The organism is Candidatus Dependentiae bacterium, assembly GCA_016191325.1.
In the GTDB taxonomy this organism is placed as follows: Bacteria; Babelota; Babeliae; order Babelales; family JACPOV01; genus JACPOV01.
On record JACPOV010000008.1, the window covers coordinates 1 to 19,265 of the forward strand.

Genomic DNA, 19,265 nt, shown 5'->3' on the forward strand with positions numbered 1-19,265 from the left:
TAGCTGGAGGATTTAATGGAACGTTTACTGCGCTTGCCGCATGCTGTAATGGTACATTCTCAGTATTGAATACGGTGACCACAAATCAACAAGGAACCTTCAGTTTAATAACAAGCGACTTTAATCAAACGTGGACAATTCTTAATAACTTGCAAGTAACGGCAACCGTCAACTTTAGTCCGGTATTTACACAGGTCGCTGCCGGATTTAACGGAACATTTAGTGCGCTTGCTGCATGCTGTAATGGAACCTTCTCAGCGTTAGCAGATATCAGATCATCGGTGAGTCTGAGTCCCGTATTCACTGCAATTGCTGGAGGATTTAACGGTACATTTAGTGCACTTGCCGCATGCTGTAATGGTACATTCTCCGTATTGAACACGGTGATTGCAAATGAATTAACGATATTAACAAATCAACAAGGTACATTCACGCAAGTTGGAGCAGGATTTAATGGCACGTTTAGCGTTCTGAACACAATAAGCAATGCTGGCACATTCAGTGCGCTTGCTGCATGTTGTAATGGAACTTTCTCAGCGTTAGCAGATATCAGATCATCGGTGAGTCTGAGTCCCGTATTCACTGCAATTGCTGGAGGATTTAACGGTACATTTAGTGCACTTGCCGCATGTTGCAATGGAACATTCTCGGTATTGAATACGGTGACGACTAACCAACAAGGTACATTCAGTGCGCTTGCTGCATGCTGCAATGGTACATTTAGTGTATTGAGCGCCGGATTTAACGGTACATTTAGCCAAGTCGCTGCTGGATTTAACGGTACGTTCAGTGTGTTAAGTACATTAAGCAGCGCTGGTACTTTCTCTGTGCTCAATCGTCTCGATCAGGATAATTGTTCACCAACCTATATTACCCAACAAACCTTCGGCCCTATTGGTGGAGCACAAACACCGCTTACTATAAATGCACCGGGTGTCTATAGATTTGCGAGTAACGTTGTTTACACTCCTGCAGGGGCTGGAACTCAAGGTATCACTATTAATTCTTCAAACGTTATGCTCGATATATCATGCTTTACGTTTTCGCAACAAGGTGGGGTAGCAGCAACCGACGCTATTAGGGTCAATAGTGGCTTTAACGATATCACTATTAAAAATGGTATGATTGCTAACTTCACAAGCCGGGGCATAACTGTACAAAGTAACGTTCAACGAATCGTAATATCGGATACTTCTATTGTTGGGTGTGGAATACGAGGAATTGAGCTTCTTGGCGGTGCCACAAAATCGAGTATTGTAAATGGCGCAATTAGAAATTGTAATATTCTGCAAGGATTAAACCAATCAACAGCAGATCGAGCACTGTATATGCAATCGTGCACCGATTTCCAAGTAACTAATTGCACTATTAATGGCAATGGCTTAAGAACTACAACTAATATACTACCACTCGATATTGATAACTGTCAGAAGATTGCATTTAGAACAATTACTATTGATGATAATACTGGAGCGAACGTCACAGGGGTTCGCCTTTTCAATGCATCCATTCAATGCTCTTTCCAGGATTGCATATTAAGAAATAACATGGCATCTGGCAATGCCCGAGGCTTCTTACTCGAGAGCAATAGTACTTCTACGGGAAATCAGTTCTTGAATTGCACGGTTCTTGCTATGAGTGGATCGGCAGCGGTGGATGGATTCTTTACGGGCACAGGTTGTAACGACAATCTCTTTATGGATTGCAAAGCACTTCAAAATACTTCTACAGGTTCTGATGCGCTATCAACAGTACGCGGGTTCAACTTTAATTCTTGCCAACGGGTCGCTGCTGCTAATTGCGTCAGCGAATCTAACGTTGCTCCATCAAGTACCAATGGCTTTGCTGCTCTGGGATTTGACTTGAATACGACGACAAGCTGTGATCTTATTAATTGTTTTGCAAGTGACAATAATGGGATAACGAGAACAAATGGTGTAGGATTTAGAATCGTTAATGGAGCTACTTCAGCAACGGGTGCATTTGGAAATACTGTTAGGGATTGTTACGCTTCAGGAAATCCAGTTGGATTCCGTCTGGATCCGGCTAGCGGAACATCGCAATTTAATGCCTTTATCAGAAACATTTCTGTCAAAAACGTTACGCAATATATTGGTTTTGCTGCTACATCTATTTCATCCGCTGCCTCAATGAATAACTTAAACGCTATAAATGCACCGTGGTCTAACTTAGGCGTAGGATAATAAATACTTCCGCTCAGTTCGATTTACTGCAAAAGGAAAATCGAACTGAGCGGAAAACAGAATAGCAAAAAACAGTCGCATATTGTTTTCGCTGAATTCGTTTCGAATTGACAACGTTAAAGAAATCGCATTAGGTTATTTGGAATTTCATAGCACATTTTCTATAAGTGCAAAATTGGAAATTAGTTTGAGGAAGCATGAATTACAAAAAATTAGCATTTCTTGTTTTGTCTATTTTTTTAATGGGACGGCTTCAAGCGGTTGAGCTTACCATTTCACAACCGGGGCTCTATCTTTTAAGTGATTTTATTGTAAGTAACCCAAGTGGCGCCGATAGTATTATCAATATTACTTCCAGCAACGTTACGTTCGATCTTGGTGGTTACGTTATTTCTCAAGGTAATTCTACGGCAGGCGTCGATGGGATTGTCATTAACTCTGGGCTGACCGATATCGTCGTTCAGAATGGTACCATACGAAATCTGACAAGCCGTGGCATTGTGGTAAATCAGAACTGTGCGCGCATTAATATAAATGCGATTAATCTCCAATCATGTGGCACTAATGGGATTGCTATGCTCGGAGCTGCAGGCAATACAATTAACGACTGCCAAATCAGTAACTGTAGGATCTTCAGCTGCCCTGCAACTATTGCGGTCGGCAACACGGCACTAACTCTTACCAGTTGCACTCGCCTCACGGTCAACGACTGTACTATCTATGGACTAGCAATAAGTAGCGGGCTGAACCCGATCATTTTTGTTTCTATGAGCAGTTGCACGCAATGTTTGATTGCCAATGTTTTAATTCAAGGAAATTCATATACTCCCTCGCTCACGATTATCTTTACCATGTTTGCAGAATCGGGGGGCACGGGTAATATTTTTAAAAATTGTGTTGCACGATTTAATACCTTTACGGGCGCGAATTTCGTTGGATTTTCTCTTTTAAGTGGGACAACAAGAGATTCATTTGAGCAATGTCAACTTATCGGTAATAGAACTACAGGAACAGGATCTTTCACTGGTTTTACACTTGCGGGCATTACCAGGACTATTTTTAATCAGCCTGTAATTATGGGAAATGTATCCGTGGGAGCTACCTGTTTTACACTTTCAGCTGGGGCTACATTAAATACGCTCAACGATGCGATAATCGCATCAAATAATGCATCAGGTGCGTTTATTGGTATTTCCCTCAACAACGCAAGCAGCAATACATTTCGGCGCTGCATTAGTTCAAATAACAGATCGACTGGCAATACATGCTCCGGACTTTCGTTTGTTACTGCCGCCAGTAATACGTGTCTCGTTACTGATTGCCTCTTAAGCAATAATAAAGGAATAAATGATGCCAATTCATTTGGAGCAAATATTGTAACGGGAGCGAATAATCTGTTTTCTCGTAATATAGGGTTTAATAATAATGCTGCTGCAAACAACTCTGCCCAATTTGGCGGCGCTGTCGGTTTTCCGGGTGGATCAGTTACTATGCCGACTGTTATTTCAACGCAAAATATTAATGGCGTAACGCTGTATTGGACTAATCTAAGCGTAGCTACTTAATAATGTAGAATAAAAGGAATTATATATGATAAACGTAGTAGTGGTTCTCGCGATGAGTTTCTTAAATTTTTTTTTGTGCTTGAATGCTACAGAGTTAACTATCTCGCAAGCGGGAATTTATCAACTTGGCGCTCCAATCTTAACCAGTCCAACTACTGCAGATAATATTATTAATATTACTGCAAGCGACGTAGTTTTAGATTTGGGTGGCTACGTTATTTCTCAGGCGAATGGAACTGCCAATGTCGCAGGTATAGTTGTTAATCAAAACTTAAGCGATATCGTGATTCGTAATGGTACGATCAGAAGCGTGACCGGTACTGGGATTTCACTTTTAGCGACAGATTCGCGCATTCGCATTTCAAATATTCTTTTTGAGAACTGTGCCGGTGCAGGTATGGCTGCAGATGGCTCGGCTGGTACCATAACTGATCTTGAATTAACACAGTGTCGGTTTTACGGCTGCTCTTCAACCGGCACGAGCGTGATCTTATGGAATAATGTCAGTCGCTCTTCAATTGTTAACTGTATTATTGATGGAACGATCAATACAGCAGCTGCTTTTACGTGTATCAATCTTCTTACTTGTACATCATGCACAATGAACGATATTACAATTCAAAATAATACGACGCTCAATAACAGCGCTCTTTTTAGCGCCATTAATGAAAATTCTACTTTTTATAATTATTTTTCAAATGTAATTATTAGAAATAACACGAGTGGGGCTTCTGCCAATTTTAACGGATTTAATACAACTGGCACATCGTCTCTTTATTTAAATTGCTCGATAGTTGGAAACTTTGGGGGAGGTGCTAATAATGCATTTAATTTGAACTCTACAACAGGTAATCTTTATAGACAATGCCAAATAATTAATAATACGGCACAATCAGGGACATTGAGTGGATTCAGAGAAAGCTCACCTGGAAATCAAAACATTTTTACCGATTGTACCGCCAACGTCGGTTCTTCTTCAAGTACTGGCGTTTTTTTTAATCTTAACTCACTGGGATCTATTGTCGCCAGATGTACGGCTTCTAATATTTTAGTGGGCATCGGTCTATCTGTTCCTAGTACGGTGCAAAAACTTACCGTTTTTGACTGTTTGTTTTCCAAGCTTGGTACGGGAGTACAGGATGCAGTTTCAACAACGGGAGATTTATACTATCGGAATGTAGCGTTTAATAATAGTGCAGCGCAGTTTAGTGGAGTCGGTTTTAGCGCTACAACGCCAGGTGCGCCCGCCACACAAAATATTGCAGCGGTGACTCAACCGTGGACTAATTTGGCTATTGCTGCATAAAGAAAGGGGAAAAGATGCGGTACAGTAATTTTAGTATTCAATTCTTTTTACTTGCTATGCTTTTTATGCAAACAGCTAGAGGAGTTGACTTGCTTATAGATCAGTCTGGGTTTTATAAATTGGGCGATACTATTTTAAGTCTTCCTTTAGCTGCAGATAGCATAATAAATATAACAGTTGGCAATGTAGTCCTCGATCTGGGTGGGCTTACCACATCACAAGGAAACGCCACAGCTTTGGTGGATGGTGTTTCAATAAATAGCGGGTTGAGCGATGTTGTTGTTCAGAATGGAACTATAAGCAATGTTACTAGATCGGGCATTCGGGTCGGCTCATCATGTTCAAAGATTATTATACAGAATATAGAGTTTCTCAATTGTGCTACGGCAGGGGCAGACTTTCAGGGAACTGCATCAGCGGCTATTGTAGACGGCGCGATAAATAACTGTCAGTTCTACAACTGTGGCACTACTGCCGGGGGTGCACCTCTGAATTTGCTGGGCTGTTCAAATTTCTCTGTGAATAATTGCACTATTGCAAATTCATCAGCGACCATTACCTGGACGGGAGCATTGTTGAGTACTTGCTCGCAATGCACCATTCAATCGGTAATGGTTAAGGGAAATACGAGTACGAATTCCCTGACAGGCATCGGCATTAGCGGTGGCGCATCAAATAGTTTCTCAAATTGCTTCATTCAAAATAACATTGCAAGTAGCCTAACGGGCTTTAACTTAGCAGGATCTACCACGAGTACAATACTACTTAATTCATTTGTGAGCAGTAATAGTTCACTTACTGGAATATTAGTTGGGTATAACTTTAATAACGCAGCTTTTTCATATGTTGATAAATGTACAGCTAATAGCAACACCTCCGTTGGGGGGATGCAAGGATTTCTTTTTGATACCTCTGCGGTAAATAGCGTAGTAAGCAATTGCATAGTTAATGCCAACAGCACTACTTCGTTGGTTAATAGCTTTACGGGATTTGCTATGCTTGTTGGATCTTCAGGGCTTCTGCGTGATTGCAGTGCCCTTTATAATAGTTCTGCAACTCGATCGCATGGCATGGTGATAAACGCTACAGGTAATGCGTGGGTTGTGACATCGCCGTTCTTTACTCAAAATAGTGGCAGCTCTGGAGCAAATTCGTTTGGGCTACTTTATTCGGCAAGCGCGCCGCTTGGTACGCTTTTTTTGAGAACACTTGCTTTTGCTAATAATACCACCGGAAATCAGATAAGTTTTCCAGCAGCTTACAGCGGTTCGTTAACGACTATTGCAGCTGCTACTATTTTAAACTCAGTTACCGGAGTTTGGACTAATTTAGCCGTTCCAAGTTAGTTTATTTTTGGCTTCTGGTAAGTTTTTTTATTTAAAGCCGAAGATTTGAGGAGGCTTGACAATAATTGAAGATTCTCATTAGGATTGATGCGCTCGATTTTAGATTTCAATAAAGGAAGATGATGAGCAGAAAATTAATCAGCCAAGCAGAATTGAGCATAATCATTTTATTCCTGCCTTTGTATCTTAATGCTATCGAGCTAACGATTTCACAACCTGGCCTTTATCAACTGGGCAGTTCAATTGCCAGCAATCCAACTGGGGCAGATACCATTATCAATATTGCTGCCAGCAATGTTGTTCTCGATCTTGGTGGCTATATCGTTGCTCAGGCAAACGCGACAGCAAGTGTCGATGGCATAGTTGTAAACAGCAATCTTTCTAATATTACGATTCAAAACGGCACTATCCGCAATGTTACAAATCGTGGGTTAGTAGTTAATCAAAGTTGCTCAGCAATAAGTGTGAATAATTTATACTTAGAAAATTGCGCAATTAGAGGGATTTCATTTGAAGGAAACGTAGCCCCTAATCAGATTACCGATTGTCAAATCAATGACTGCCGATTTTCCAATTGTTCTAGTAATGCGTCTGCAGATTTTCTTCTGAATTTACAAAATTGTCTTCGAATAACAATAAATAATGTATTAATCTTTGGAACGATAGCAGCTGCTAATATTCTTTACACTAGTCTTTCAAATTGCACACTTTGTACATTGAATAAAGTTATTATTCAGGGAAATAGCTCACCCACATTTTTTGGGATACAAGATTCTAGCGGCACGGGCAATATATTTAACGGCTGTGTCGTGCGCGTAAATAATGCTAGTAGCACGAATTTAAATGGATTTAATATAACAAACTGCCTACAGGATCGCTTTATTAATTGCCAAGCCGTCGGCAATAGCTCATCGTTGGCTTCTGGACGTGGATTTGTAATAACCACAAATCAAAACCTATTATTTGAGAATTGCATTGCATTAGCAAATAGAGGAACTAGTACTATAGGATTTCTTGTTAATGCTGTTAACCAATCTACCTTCAATGATTGTATGGGAATGGCCAATACTGCAACTGGAACAGCTTCTGGATTTCAGCTAATCAATTCGAGTTTTAACACATTGTTGCGGTATATTGGATCTAATCAGGCATCAACTGGGAGCAGTGGCCAGGGTCTCGTGTTTAATACTACCGTGAGTAATTTTTGCATGATAAAGGATGGTCTGTTTAAAAGCAATAAGGGGACAACTGCGGCAACTTCACTGGGAGTAAGTATCGTTACTGGTGCTAATAATTTGTTTACCCGCTGCATTGGATGTAATAATAATACTGGAGCTACAGCAGCCCAATTAAGTGGGGTACCCGCCGGATCTGTAACTTCGCTTGCTGCAGTTCAGAGTTCGAATATCAATAGTGCTACAACGCCATGGATAAATCTGTCTGTATCTGCATAGAAAACGCATAGGTTAAAAAAGGACTAAAAAAGAATGAAGTCAAAAATTTTAATTGTTTTGATTTTAAGTTATTTGGGTATGCAAAAATGCTACGCGGATGATTTGATCATAGCAGCGCCGGGGATATATGTATTGGGTGATAGTATAGTAAGTCTGCCTACTGCGGCAAGTAATGTTATTAGCGTGCAATCTAGTGATGTGGTTCTTGATTTGGGTGGATATGTTGTTTCTCTGGGGAATGCTCAAGCGGGCGTTATTGGTATTAATATTAATGCAAATTTAACTGATATCGTAATACAAAATGGTACTGTTCGTAGCATGACAGGAACTGGAATTCTCATTAATTCTGGTTGTGCTCGTCTTCGTATGAATAATATTATTATGGAAAACGTAAATGGGAGCGCAGTTCTTGCCTCTGGCGCTGCAGCGTCCACAATAAATGATATTGAACTGCGCCAATCGAGGTTTTTTAATTGTGGTACAACCGGGGTTACAAATATCATAGCATTCTCAAATTGTAGCCGTTTACAAATGAGTGATTGTATCATCGCAAATACGATAAATACAACAGGGACTCTGAATGCGATTTTAGTTAATCAATCCACTATGTGCGACTTTACAAACATCACCATTCAAAATATAGCAACGCCATCTGGTGGATTTAATGGAATCGCTGAAACTACAAATAATAACAGTGCCTTTGCGGGCATTACCATTCGCAATAACATTGCAAACGGTCCCTTAACTTGTTTTTCATTAAGTAGCTCGAATAATATTTATTCTGGTTGTCTTGCAACGGGCAATGTTGCATCAGCAGGGCCATTCAGTGGCGTTTTGGTGAGCGGCGCTACTTCGCTTAATAATTTGTTTAGCAACGTCAATTTTATAAGCAATACTGCAAATCAACTGAATTCAATCAATGCGGCATTTAATATTGGAAGTGCGCAGCAAACCTTACTTGATTGCAATGCCTTGGCGCTCAACACGTCTTTGGCTGTTTCAACTACGAATCTTGGTTATTTGCTGACCGCAAATAATCAAATTATAGTGCGCTGTATTGGTTCAAATATTAGTAGTACAGCAGGAACCGCAAGCGCTGGGCAAGGATTGAACGCAAATGCGACCAATACTTCAGTCATCGTAGATTGTTTATTTAGTAAAAATACGGGTTCAACAACAGCATCTGGCAAGGCAGTCAATGTTATTAGCGGTGCCAATAATCTGTTTGCCCGCAATATTGGTTTTGTGTGCGATACTTCTGGCACAGGCCAAGCAACTCAATTTAGAAACGTTCCAGCAGGTTCAGTTATTACAACGCTTGCGTCTCCCCAAACGAGTAATCTTAATAGTACTACATTGCCGTGGAGTAACTTATCACTTGGTTCGTAATAAGAAGTTGGTAAATGAAAAAAAATCATTTTTTATTTGTATTGCTATTCTGTCTTTTTTCTTCCAGATTACTTTATTCCACTGATTTGCTCATAAATCAGCCTGGAAAATATAAGTTGGGTGATTCAATTATTAGTGTCCCCAATATTACCGGAGACACAATTATCACTATTTCCTCAAGCAATGTTCTTTTCGATTTTGGAGGGTATACGCTTTCTCAGGGAAATAGCGTGGGAAATTGCACTGGCATTATTATTAACCCAAATCTGAGCGACATTATTATTCAAAATGGTTGTCTTCAAAATATCACTGGGACCGGCATTTTGATTAATCAAGGATGTTCTAAGATAAAAATAAATAATATTGCTTTTAAAAGTATCGGCTTTGAAGGGCTTGCGCTGAAGCTTTTAAAAGTATCGGCTTTGAAGGGCTTGCGCTGAATGCCCTTAATACTAGTAAAATTGTTGATGTTGATATTGCCAATTGCCGTTTTTTGCAGTGTGCTAACGCGGCAGGTGGTGCAAATGGTGTATTACTCAATCAGGCCTCTCGCATAAATATTTCTAATACAACTGTCGCAAGCATTAATAAACCAGGATCCACAATAACTGCATTTAATATGAGTAACTGCACTCAATGCTCATTTGGCACTCTTGGTATTAACGGTAATACTGCATCAACCCTTACTCTTTTTAGCGATAATCTTGGAACAGGAAACGTTATCCAAAATACACTTGTGAGTACAAATACAGGATCAACCGTTATTTGTTATAGTTTAACCGGCTGCAGTGCAGAATCATTTATTAACTGTACGGCAAGCTCAAATCAAGCATCGGGCAGCTTATCCGGATTTCTCTTTGCCTCTACATCAACTGCAAATTATTTAGAAAAATGTTTAGTAAGCACAAATACTGGTGGGTCTATTAGCGGTTTTTCGTTTTCAGGTTCTTCATCCCAAAACGTACTCATTGATTGCTCAGTTCTTTCTAATTTTGCAAATGTGGCAAACTTGTTTGGAATCGTCGTGAATAATGCCAGTTTCGGAATTCTGCTTAGGAATAATGCATCATACAATTTTAATACCACAGCAAATGCGACAGCTGGGATTAATTTTCAAAATCCAACCATCGGAGTCAGTTGGTCGGTGATAGATGCGATAACGGAACGAAATGTCGCAGCTGGAAGCGCAGCAAATTCATTTGGAATTATAGTAGGGGCTTCAGCTAATAACCTTTTCTCAAAAAATATTGCTTTTACGAATTTTTCGACCGTTGGCAATCAGATTAATGGCGCAACATTGACAGCTGCTGTTATAACTCCCGCAGCCCCCGCTACTAGTAATATGGCATCGCCAACCGGTCCGTGGTCAAATCTCGCGATAACCCAATGAGGAGTGAGAATAGTATGTAGACTCTGGACCTTTCTCTGATAAGGAAAAAAATCAAGTGGATGGGAATAGTGTTTTCGAAATATTTATTTTTGTGCACAAAATTTTCAATGTAAAAAAGGAAAATTTGAAATGAAAAAGAGTCTTATAATTGGGTTATTGTTACTTGGTTCTTATCAAATAAAATCAGATTCCGTTTGTTCGATAATCTCTTCTCCCGGCAATTATCTCTATGCCGCTGATAATGTTGGGTTTCCAACCGATCCAAATGATGCCTTAGTGTGTGTACAAGTAAGTGACGTGGTCGTTGATCTAGGGGGCCATGCATTTACGCAAGACCCGAGTAACTTTGTGGATGGATTCTCGGGCGTTGTTATTTCTCCAAATGTAACCAATGTTATTATAAAAAATGGTTCAATTCGAAACCTTACGGGTTTTGGCATTATCATTGGTGAAGGATGCAGCAATATTCGCATTGAAAATATTGATGTTGATACATGCAATTCTGGCGGTATTCAAATGAATGGCGTCTCAATTAATACCATAAAAGATACCGTTATTGATACCTGCCTGGTTTCATCTTGTACAGGCGATGGCTTAAGTACCGCCTACGGCATCCGTGTCTCAAACGGAGATAATATTAGTATAAAAAATTGTACCGTTAAGGGTAATGATGGCGGGACAGTTAATTCCGGATTTGGTATCAGTTTGGAATCCTGCAATTCTTGTCGCATTGAAGATACAATTTCTCACGGCAATGGTGGAAATCTGCTAGGTATTGGTATCAGCATTTTCCAATGCCAGTGGACAATTATTAATAATTGCACCGTGCTTAATACGATTGCTCGAGCTTCTAGCAGTAAAGCATGCGGTTTTCTGATAAATCAATCAACTCATACCACCGTATCAAACGGGATCGTAAAACACACAAACAATTCACTTGGTGATACCTATGGGTATCAATTGATTGATGGATCGGATAATTTATGCGTGCTTTGCCAAGCACGAAATAATACTGGGGCAACATCGGCTGCCGGGTTTTATATGAGCGGAACAGAAAGTAAATCGTCATTGTTTAAATGCAAGAGCCGTGTTAATGATGGTGGAGTTGCGGGAATTGGGTACGGTATTTTGATCAATGGCCCCCAAAACTGCGATATTTGGTATAACCAAGTAATAGCAAATACGGGAAATACAGGCTTTGGGTTAACAGATACGACGTCCGATTCTAATAATTTAATTGCAGGAAATCTTGCATTTCAAAACACAACGAGCGGGTATGATGTTACTCAAACATTGCCGCGCGTATTTCCTGTTGCTACTGCATCGGTGGCCGACTTTACAACTATCAGCACTACAAGCAAATATGTAAATATTGCTTTCACCGCATAATATTTGATTTTCTAAATCCCCCAGAAACTTCTGGGGGATTTTAATTTATTTATCTAAACAGGCATTTTTATTTGAAAATAATATGAAACAAAAAAATATATATTTATTAATTCTAAGCTTTTTTATAAGCAATAATTTAACTGCTGCATCGGTAGCTATCATTTACGACACACCGGGTCATTATCTCTATTCGGGTGGATTCAGCTCAGCGCCAACTGATCCCAATGATTCAATGTTTATTATCCGAACGAATAATATAACGTTGGATTTTGGAGGGAATGTTTTTTTTCAAGATCAAAGTACATTGGGTGTTCCGGGATTTAATTTTATTGTGGTCAACCCAGGTTTTAGAAACGTTAATATTGTAAATGGATTTGCGCAAGGGTTTACGGGGACAGGCATTATAGTACAGGATAATAATAGAGGGCTAACGATTGATAGCATGGTTCTTACTGGAATGACCAATGCCGATATCGAACTTCAGGGTACCGTAACTGGGTTGACGAATATAAGCATCAGCAATTGTTCCATGGCAACTGTTAACACGAGCGATCACTTGGCAGTTTATGGAATTAAAGGCACGAATATAAACCTTTTGTCTCTCGCATCTAATCTTCAGCAAGTAAGCCAAACAAGTTTAACGCAAACATGTATTGGCATCCTCTTAGAAAATGTTACTTCTTTTGGTATCAATAATTGTAGGTGCCTTGCGCAGACCGCATCACAATTTGCAGCTGGGATTGTAATGAAAAATTGCAAAGAAGGCTTAGTTCAGAATAATTTGGTGTATTCAAGTTCGACAGTCAACGGTGACGGCAGCGACATAGCAAACGGTTATGAACTTGATAGCTGCCAACGGATATTGGTGCAAAATTGTCAAAGCTCGGTGGGTTCAGCGAGCGCCGGTTCATGCAATGGATTTTTTGCGCAAAACGGGGATCGGAATAATTTTAATGGGGTTCTTGCGCAAAGTAATCAAGGATTCTTATCAGCCTCGGGCATTCTTTTATCAAATGAAGTGAACTCAAATATTCAAGGCTGCACATTGCGTGAAACATTTGCAATAACAGCAAGCGCTACCGGAATTTTACTTATGGGGTGTAGCAACTGCAATATTCAATCCAATAATATTCTCGATTCTGTTGGAACATTCTCATTTGCAATTATAGATGATGCTGGCGCAAGTACATCGGCAATTACTTCTAATCGTGCATTTAATTGTGGCACCGGATATGCAGTTACTTATCCAAATGGTATTCAATTGCCCGTGATTGTCGGAAGTCTATCATTAAATCCGCCCGGATTACCAAGCAGTGCAGGGGGATTAATAGATAATATTTTAATAAATCCCTAGTGAACATTCCGCAGGCCATTCATTTTTGGGTGAATGGCCTTTTTTAATCTAGTTTTGCATCAACGATAAGGAAAACTTCATGCATTTTTTAAAGCATTCGATTCTACCTATACTATTGATAGTTACTTTATCGATGAGCGCCGGTTCAGTAGCTATAATTTATGATACACCTGGCCAGTTTCTCTATTCAGGGGGTATGCAAACGACTTCGGTGGACCCGAACGATTCCATGATCATCATAGCCACAAGTAATATTGTTCTCGATTTGGGCGGTAATATTTTTTTTGCTGGGCAAGATTCTGCCCCTGGTTTTACGGGTATTACGATTGCGCCAAACGTTTATAACGTCACGATTAAAAACGGCATCGTTGCAGGGTTTACGGGTAATGGAATTCGCATAAATGACGGTTGTTACGATATTTTTATAGATAATATTACCACAACCCTATGCGCTGATGCTGGCATAAATTCATTGGGAAGCTTATCGGGCATTATGGATGTGGTTATAAAAAACTGCACGATTTCCGATTGTATGCCTGGTTTGGCTTCGGTAGCTGCAGGAATTCATGCAAATAACACTACGCGAATGAGAATCTCGAATTGCTATTTTGAAGGAAACCAATTAATACTATGCCCTTCAAGTGCAGGCGTGCATCTAGAAAATTCTTCAGTTTTTGAATTGTTAGAAAATAGAACAGTTGGTCAGAGGGCTGCTAGCTTTGCAGCTGGCTATATGCTTGAAAATTGTACTGAAGGAATCGTAAAAAATTGCCTTGCCTATGCAACTACTACCACGGGCGACGGAACAGATTCAGTATATGGTTTTTACATGTCCGCATCTGAGAGGATTTGGATAAATAATTGCCAAAGCGTTGCGGGAAAATCTGAAACTGGCAAATGCATTGGGTTTTTCACGACGGGGGGTAGCCGCAATATTTTCGAAAAGGTACTAGCGCAAAGTGATCAAGGTAAACTTGAAACCGCGGGTATATCTTTGGCAAGTGAATCAAGTTCTTATATAAATGACTCTATAATCCGCGGCATTGTATCAACGAATGAAAGTGCTTACGGCATTAAGCTTGATGCGACTTGTTCGCTTTGCCATATTGAAGAAAATCTGGTGAGTAATAACAGCGGTTCTTCAGCATTTGGCATTGTAGATCTGTCTGCACAATCCTCTTCGTTAATTGTAAAAAATGAGTGTTTTAACAGCGGTACGCACTATTTAGTTTCTTATCCGGGATTTTCCATTCCTGTTATTAACGGAAGTCTTTCAAACCCCGCACCAGGATTGCCAGCCCAAGTTTGTGGCACATTCGACAATGTGAGTGTTACTATCTAAGCAATAAAAAAAAAGTACGAATTAGAAAGGGCCGCAGAAAGCGGCCCAATTTTTTTAAACGATATCGTGTTCAGATTGTTTTTTTTGACGCATGAATGTTGGGACATCTAGATCATCAAATGCGACCGATGGTTGAACTGGTTCAGCTTGTAATGCTTGTTGTATTTTTACTTCAGCACGTTGAAAATGCGCGGGCGTAATTTCTTTTTGCGCTACTTTAGGTGCTTCTGCTGAGACTGTGTTGAAGCCTGTTGCGATTATGGTCACGCGAATTTCATCTATGAGCAACGGATCGATCACCGATCCTAGAATTATATTAGCATCTATATCAGCTTGTTCATGAACAATCGATGCAGCAATGCGGATTTCATGTAGCCCTAAATTAGTGCCGCCAGTAATGTTTAGTAAAACACCTTTTGCTCCGGCAATGCTCATATTTTCAAGTAGTGGGGAGTTTATTGCATCGAGCGCTGCTTTTTGCGCACGATTGCTTCCAGAAGCGATTCCAGTTCCCATCACCGCAAGGCCGCGATCCTTAATAATGGTGCGTACGTCGGCAAAGTCAACGTTAATATGCCCAGGTTTAGAGATAATATCTGAAATAGATTTAACTGAGCGGTGCAAAATACCGTTGATCATCGAAAACGCATCGATCATCGAAATGTTTTCATCAACCACATCAAGAAGTTTTTGATTTGGAACCACAATAAGTGTATCCACTTCTTTTTTTAGATTTTCTAAAGCAGAATCTGCGACGGTGGCGCGACGTTTTCCTTCAAATTGAAAAGGCTTTGTTACTACCGCGATGCATAAAATATTTTTTTCGCGTAGTGCCTTTGCAATTACTGGCAATGCGCCAGATCCGGTTCCGCCGCCAAGGCCACCTGTTAGAAATACGATATCTGCATCGGCAACAAGCTCGAGAATTTTATCGAGATCTTCTTCTGCAGAACGTTTTCCTAATTCGGGGTTTGCACCAGCACCGAGCCCCTTGGTAGATTTTAAACCTATCTGAACTTTATGTTCAGCTTTGGATTTTTCAAGAGCTTGAGCATCAGTGTTTGCGACAATAAATTCGATACCCTCAAAACCGGTATCGATCATGCTGTCTACCGTATTACCGCCAGCTCCGCCAACTCCAATGACTTTGATGCGCGCTATTGGAGCATTTGTTTTATTCTCAGATTCAAAGATTATCATACCCTCTCCTAAAAAAAGTCGGACACCCATGATTTCATTCGAGCCACCATACGCGATACGAGGGGGCCCGATATCCCATCAGTAGAAGTATTGCTTTTTTGGAGTGCATGAAGCAAGAGTCCGTAACCAGTAGCATAGAGCGGCGTAGTGAGCGTGATAAAATTTGTATGATCCAATCGCGGTCTACCGATGCGAACGGGAACTTTCAAAATTTCGTGCGCGAGTGGAACTAAACCATTGAGCAATGAACCGCCACCGGTAAGAACAAATCCAGCCGTTATTGTTTGATTGAGTTGTTTACTATCGATAATTTGCTTAACCATCATGAGTAATTCTGTAGCGCGCGGGCGGAGAATACCACTCAGTTCAGGAAGCCAAACATCATGTGTTTGCCCGTCTTGTAATGAAGCTACGTTTATAATTTCGTTATTATCGATTTCCTGAACGCTTCCAAATTCTTTTTTTATACGTTCAGCTTCGATGAGCGTTGTTTGCAGGCCGACTGCAAGATCGTTAGTAAATTGATTTCCAGCAACAGGAATAACATGCGTATAGCGAATTGCACCGTGTGCATAAAGTGCTAAATCTGAGGTGCCACCACCAATATCAAGCATGCCAACGCCAAGTTCTCTCTCATCTGGAGAAAGCACTGCTGCGGCAGATGCTAGTTGCTCGAGCACAATATCGGTAACTTTAATGCCGGCAGATTCGCAACAATTAATGAGGTTTTGCGCAGAGGCTGTGCCACCTGTAATAATGTGAACATTTGCTTCAAGCCGAACGCCGTACATACCAAAAGGATCATTTATTCGTTCATTTCCATCGATAACAAAATAGTGCGGAAGAACGTGAAGAATTTGTTGACCTTCTGGAAGCGCTATTGCTTGCGCTGCAGCCAGCACATTTGCAATATCTTGGTGAGAAATTTGTCCGCGCTTAATAGGAACAACGCCTTGAGAGCTCAACGATTTAATGTGGCTTCCCGAAATGCCAATGCACGCACGATCGATAGTGCATCCTGCCATAAGCTGCGCTTCCGAAACTGCCAATTTTATTGATTGAACTGTTTTGGCAATATCTACCACCACACCTTTTTTTAAACCGTGGGATGGAGAATTTCCAATGCCAACAATTTCAAGAGTGCCATCAGCTTGTTGTTGCGCTACCAGAACGCAAATCTTGGTTGTCCCAATATCTATTGCGACAATAAGTTCAGAAAAAATATTTCCTTTCATCCTCTTTCCTCCCTACCTTTGGCCTGGTACACAATAATCTGCTTGTGGAATCTGATATCGGCCAGCCAGGCGGTTGGTATTATTTTTTTTAGTTTCTTTTGCTCTACCAATTTTTTTTGCGCATCTGAACATTGATCAAGAACTGATTCGTCAATTTTTTGTTCCGCCCTCAAGCGAATCGGAAATAGTTTTTTTGCAAGATCGTGCACGATGATTGAGCCTGCATTTTCTATCGTAATAGCATGCGTTGCAAAAAACGATGAAGGAAACTGCTCCAACCAACTCATGCAATATGGTTCTAAATAATTTGCGGGTGACTTTATAATAACTCGCGGGAGTTGCATATAATGCGCACCATAAAGCGAGCGAGAAACGAGTGCGCCACGTTCGGTGAGCACTAAATTATCATTCGCTAATAGCCAAGGTGCATCAATTCGTATTGTAACGAGCAGCGACTTAGATTTAGTTTTTTTCCAACTGATCGATTTTATGATCGGATACGCTTCTTTTAGCTGGGTATGCCACGGTGTTTCATTTTTTGTTTTGTACAAATAATGCGCAGTTTTGATTATTGCCTGTTCAGTTTCTTGAGTAACAAGAGGATCAACGCAGAAAGTGAATGCATCTGGGGTGAGCGTTGAAATAATGCAAAAGGTAAAGCTTGCGCAAATAAGAGCTGCGCATCCAGTGATACCAAGGTATAAAATAGCCTTTTGGCGATTCATAATCCCCCCTTTTTATGTGCATATGCGAACCCCAATCGCAGAGCACACTCTCTTTACCTTTTTACTATTTTCCCATTGCATTAATCAATGAATTTGTCTGAGAAATTAATTTCTCATTGGTGAAAATAGTGAGCGAGCACCCCAAAACTTTTTTTAATAAACGCATCTGTTTTTTATCCGAGGATCTTTTTCTTTTCTTGCTAAAGATAGAACCTGTTTCATAGATTAGAGGGGGAAGGGAAGGGGAAATGAAGAGGATTGGGATTGTATTTTTATTGAGTTATCTTTGCCAAACACAAGCAGTTGATGCGCCGTCTTTTTATGAGATTCCGGAAGTTGCAACTAATTTATGCAAAAACCATCCTTATACAAGCGCCGCGATGATTACCGGATTGTGGGTTCTGCTCAATTATATTGCTCAAGATCCCGAAGATTCTGATTCAGAAAATTTAACAAAAAATTATTGGTTCAATACGGTTTTTTTGGGTGTGCTGATCGATCTGGTTCTAAATAAAGAAAGATCTGTTCCAGGTATTTTTGCTTGGATCGCTAAAGAATATAGTGAACGAAGTATAATCACATTCGTGCCGTGGCTGACGTATGAATCGATTTCGCGTCTGGTTGCTAAATTTTTTTCAACTGACTTGCAGCGTTGAAAAGTAAAATGCCGGCAGCTACCGAGGCGTTATACGAAATATCGCCGCGTCGTTGAGGTAAGGTGATCAACGTTCCATCTTTTCGAATTTCTTGGGAGATTCCAGTTCCTTCGCTACCAATTACCAAGCACATTGGTGAATTGTACGAAATTTCAAGAGCATTTTGCCCATTTTGTAGTACAGCCAAATACATATGGTAGCCAGCTTTTTTTAAAAGTGGCGTAACCGCCATAATAGAAGGGGCAACGTAAATATCCAAATATTCAGCAAGCCCGGCGGCTGCTTTTAAAGCGGCAGGAGTAAGAGAAACGCCGCCACGTTTTATGAGAATAACGCCGTCGCAACTCGTGCAATAAGCTGAGCGCAAAATAGCTCCTAAATTACGCGGATCTTGAATTCCATCAAGCAAGAGGAGAAAACGTTCTTTTTGTGGGTCGAAAAATTTTGATCTGATATGCATTGGGGATGCATAGCCAACAACGCCTTGATGATCGACTGAACCAGCGATTTTATTTAAAATATCTCGTTCCACATATTGAATCTGCATACCCTTGGGAAGCAAAGCTTCCACCTGATTCCAGGCCTTAGGGGTAGGTTTTGTGGTATAAATAATTCTAAGTTTTCGTTTTTTTGCCTTTAAAAGCTCAACGATAGGATGGATACCATAAATAAGATCGGTAGGTGAGGTTTCTGTTTTTTTGACCATGATC

16 protein-coding genes are annotated in these 19,265 nt (G+C 40.4%); 12 read left to right on the top strand and 4 right to left on the bottom strand.

The features are described 5' to 3' along the window. From HYX58_00125 to HYX58_00175, 11 genes are all read left to right on the top strand, one after another. Positions 1–2,204: hypothetical protein (locus tag HYX58_00125; GenBank protein ID MBI2774403.1), on the top strand; the 2,204-nt coding region annotated here is incomplete at its 5' end. Between the two features lie 197 nt (positions 2,205–2,401). Further along, the gene (locus HYX58_00130; GenBank protein MBI2774404.1) at positions 2,402–3,769 is read left to right on the top strand and encodes a hypothetical protein; all 1,368 of its coding nucleotides are present in this window, start codon (positions 2,402–2,404) and stop codon (positions 3,767–3,769) included. Positions 3,770–3,794: 25 nt separating this feature from the next. Further along, complete coding sequence (locus HYX58_00135; GenBank protein ID MBI2774405.1) at positions 3,795–5,075, top strand: hypothetical protein; 1,281 nt, start codon at positions 3,795–3,797, stop codon at positions 5,073–5,075. Positions 5,076–5,089: 14 nt separating this feature from the next. Further along, positions 5,090–6,421 (top strand): right-handed parallel beta-helix repeat-containing protein, encoded by a 1,332-nt coding sequence (locus tag HYX58_00140; protein ID MBI2774406.1) that lies wholly within the window; start codon positions 5,090–5,092, stop codon positions 6,419–6,421. A 122-nt stretch (positions 6,422–6,543) separates the two neighbouring features. After that, a complete protein-coding gene (locus HYX58_00145; GenBank protein MBI2774407.1) occupies positions 6,544–7,875 on the top strand; it encodes a hypothetical protein in 1,332 nt (443 codons plus the stop codon). A gap of 33 nt (positions 7,876–7,908) precedes the next feature. Beyond that, positions 7,909–9,264 (top strand): hypothetical protein, encoded by a 1,356-nt coding sequence (locus HYX58_00150; GenBank protein ID MBI2774408.1) that lies wholly within the window; start codon positions 7,909–7,911, stop codon positions 9,262–9,264. Between the two features lie 14 nt (positions 9,265–9,278). Beyond that, positions 9,279–9,704 (top strand): hypothetical protein, encoded by a 426-nt coding sequence (locus HYX58_00155; protein ID MBI2774409.1) that lies wholly within the window; start codon positions 9,279–9,281, stop codon positions 9,702–9,704. A gap of 53 nt (positions 9,705–9,757) precedes the next feature. Next, positions 9,758–10,654, top strand: a complete 897-nt coding sequence (locus tag HYX58_00160) for a hypothetical protein (protein MBI2774410.1) — start codon at positions 9,758–9,760, stop codon at positions 10,652–10,654. A gap of 129 nt (positions 10,655–10,783) precedes the next feature. Beyond that, positions 10,784–12,043, top strand: coding sequence for a right-handed parallel beta-helix repeat-containing protein (locus HYX58_00165; protein MBI2774411.1), 1,260 nt, complete (start codon positions 10,784–10,786; stop codon positions 12,041–12,043). A gap of 82 nt (positions 12,044–12,125) precedes the next feature. Next, a complete protein-coding gene (locus HYX58_00170; protein MBI2774412.1) occupies positions 12,126–13,397 on the top strand; it encodes a hypothetical protein in 1,272 nt (423 codons plus the stop codon). 79 nt (positions 13,398–13,476) lie between these two features. Continuing rightward, positions 13,477–14,739 carry a right-handed parallel beta-helix repeat-containing protein gene (locus HYX58_00175; GenBank protein ID MBI2774413.1) on the top strand — a complete coding sequence of 421 codons (1,263 nt, stop codon included), beginning with the start codon at positions 13,477–13,479 and terminating at the stop codon, positions 14,737–14,739. Between the two features lie 54 nt (positions 14,740–14,793). On the opposite strand, the gene ftsZ is transcribed toward HYX58_00175, so the two are convergent. Genes ftsZ through HYX58_00190 form a run of 3 tightly spaced genes read right to left on the bottom strand, consistent with a single transcriptional unit; the run spans position 14,794 to position 17,899 of the window. Further along, a complete protein-coding gene (gene ftsZ / locus HYX58_00180; protein MBI2774414.1) occupies positions 14,794–15,939 on the bottom strand; it encodes a cell division protein FtsZ in 1,146 nt (381 codons plus the stop codon). Between the two features lie 8 nt (positions 15,940–15,947). Beyond that, a complete protein-coding gene (ftsA, locus tag HYX58_00185) occupies positions 15,948–17,174 on the bottom strand; it encodes a cell division protein FtsA (GenBank protein ID MBI2774415.1) in 1,227 nt (408 codons plus the stop codon). Continuing rightward, positions 17,171–17,899: a hypothetical protein gene (locus HYX58_00190; protein MBI2774416.1), complete on the bottom strand. Its 729-nt coding sequence runs from the start codon at positions 17,897–17,899 to the stop codon at positions 17,171–17,173. The genes ftsA and HYX58_00190 overlap by 4 nt, the downstream gene beginning before the upstream one ends. A gap of 248 nt (positions 17,900–18,147) precedes the next feature. On the opposite strand from HYX58_00190, the gene HYX58_00195 reads away from it, so the two are divergent. Beyond that, positions 18,148–18,555, top strand: coding sequence for a hypothetical protein (locus HYX58_00195; GenBank protein MBI2774417.1), 408 nt, complete (start codon positions 18,148–18,150; stop codon positions 18,553–18,555). Here the strand turns inward: HYX58_00195 and HYX58_00200 are convergent. Further along, complete coding sequence (locus HYX58_00200) at positions 18,524–19,261, bottom strand: RNA methyltransferase (GenBank protein ID MBI2774418.1); 738 nt, start codon at positions 19,259–19,261, stop codon at positions 18,524–18,526. The two genes, HYX58_00195 and HYX58_00200, sit on opposite strands and share 32 nt — an antisense overlap. Between the last annotated feature and the right edge of the window lie 4 nt (positions 19,262–19,265).

Bases quoted from the DNA above. Each gene is read 5' to 3' on its own strand.
- HYX58_00130 (MBI2774404.1), top strand. From the start codon at position 2,402: ATGAATTACAAAAAATTAGCATTTCTTGTTTTGTCTATTTTTTTAATG.
- HYX58_00135 (MBI2774405.1), top strand. From the start codon at position 3,795: ATGATAAACGTAGTAGTGGTTCTCGCGATGAGTTTCTTAAATTTTTTT.
- HYX58_00140 (MBI2774406.1), top strand. From the start codon at position 5,090: ATGCGGTACAGTAATTTTAGTATTCAATTCTTTTTACTTGCTATGCTT.
- HYX58_00145 (MBI2774407.1), top strand. From the start codon at position 6,544: ATGAGCAGAAAATTAATCAGCCAAGCAGAATTGAGCATAATCATTTTA.
- HYX58_00150 (MBI2774408.1), top strand. From the start codon at position 7,909: ATGAAGTCAAAAATTTTAATTGTTTTGATTTTAAGTTATTTGGGTATG.
- HYX58_00155 (MBI2774409.1), top strand. From the start codon at position 9,279: ATGAAAAAAAATCATTTTTTATTTGTATTGCTATTCTGTCTTTTTTCT.
- HYX58_00165 (MBI2774411.1), top strand. From the start codon at position 10,784: ATGAAAAAGAGTCTTATAATTGGGTTATTGTTACTTGGTTCTTATCAA.
- HYX58_00170 (MBI2774412.1), top strand. From the start codon at position 12,126: ATGAAACAAAAAAATATATATTTATTAATTCTAAGCTTTTTTATAAGC.
- HYX58_00175 (MBI2774413.1), top strand. From the start codon at position 13,477: ATGCATTTTTTAAAGCATTCGATTCTACCTATACTATTGATAGTTACT.
- ftsZ (MBI2774414.1), bottom strand. From the start codon at position 15,939: ATGATAATCTTTGAATCTGAGAATAAAACAAATGCTCCAATAGCGCGC.
- ftsA (MBI2774415.1), bottom strand. From the start codon at position 17,174: ATGAAAGGAAATATTTTTTCTGAACTTATTGTCGCAATAGATATTGGG.
- HYX58_00190 (MBI2774416.1), bottom strand. From the start codon at position 17,899: ATGAATCGCCAAAAGGCTATTTTATACCTTGGTATCACTGGATGCGCA.
- HYX58_00195 (MBI2774417.1), top strand. From the start codon at position 18,148: ATGAAGAGGATTGGGATTGTATTTTTATTGAGTTATCTTTGCCAAACA.
- HYX58_00200 (MBI2774418.1), bottom strand. From the start codon at position 19,261: ATGGTCAAAAAAACAGAAACCTCACCTACCGATCTTATTTATGGTATC.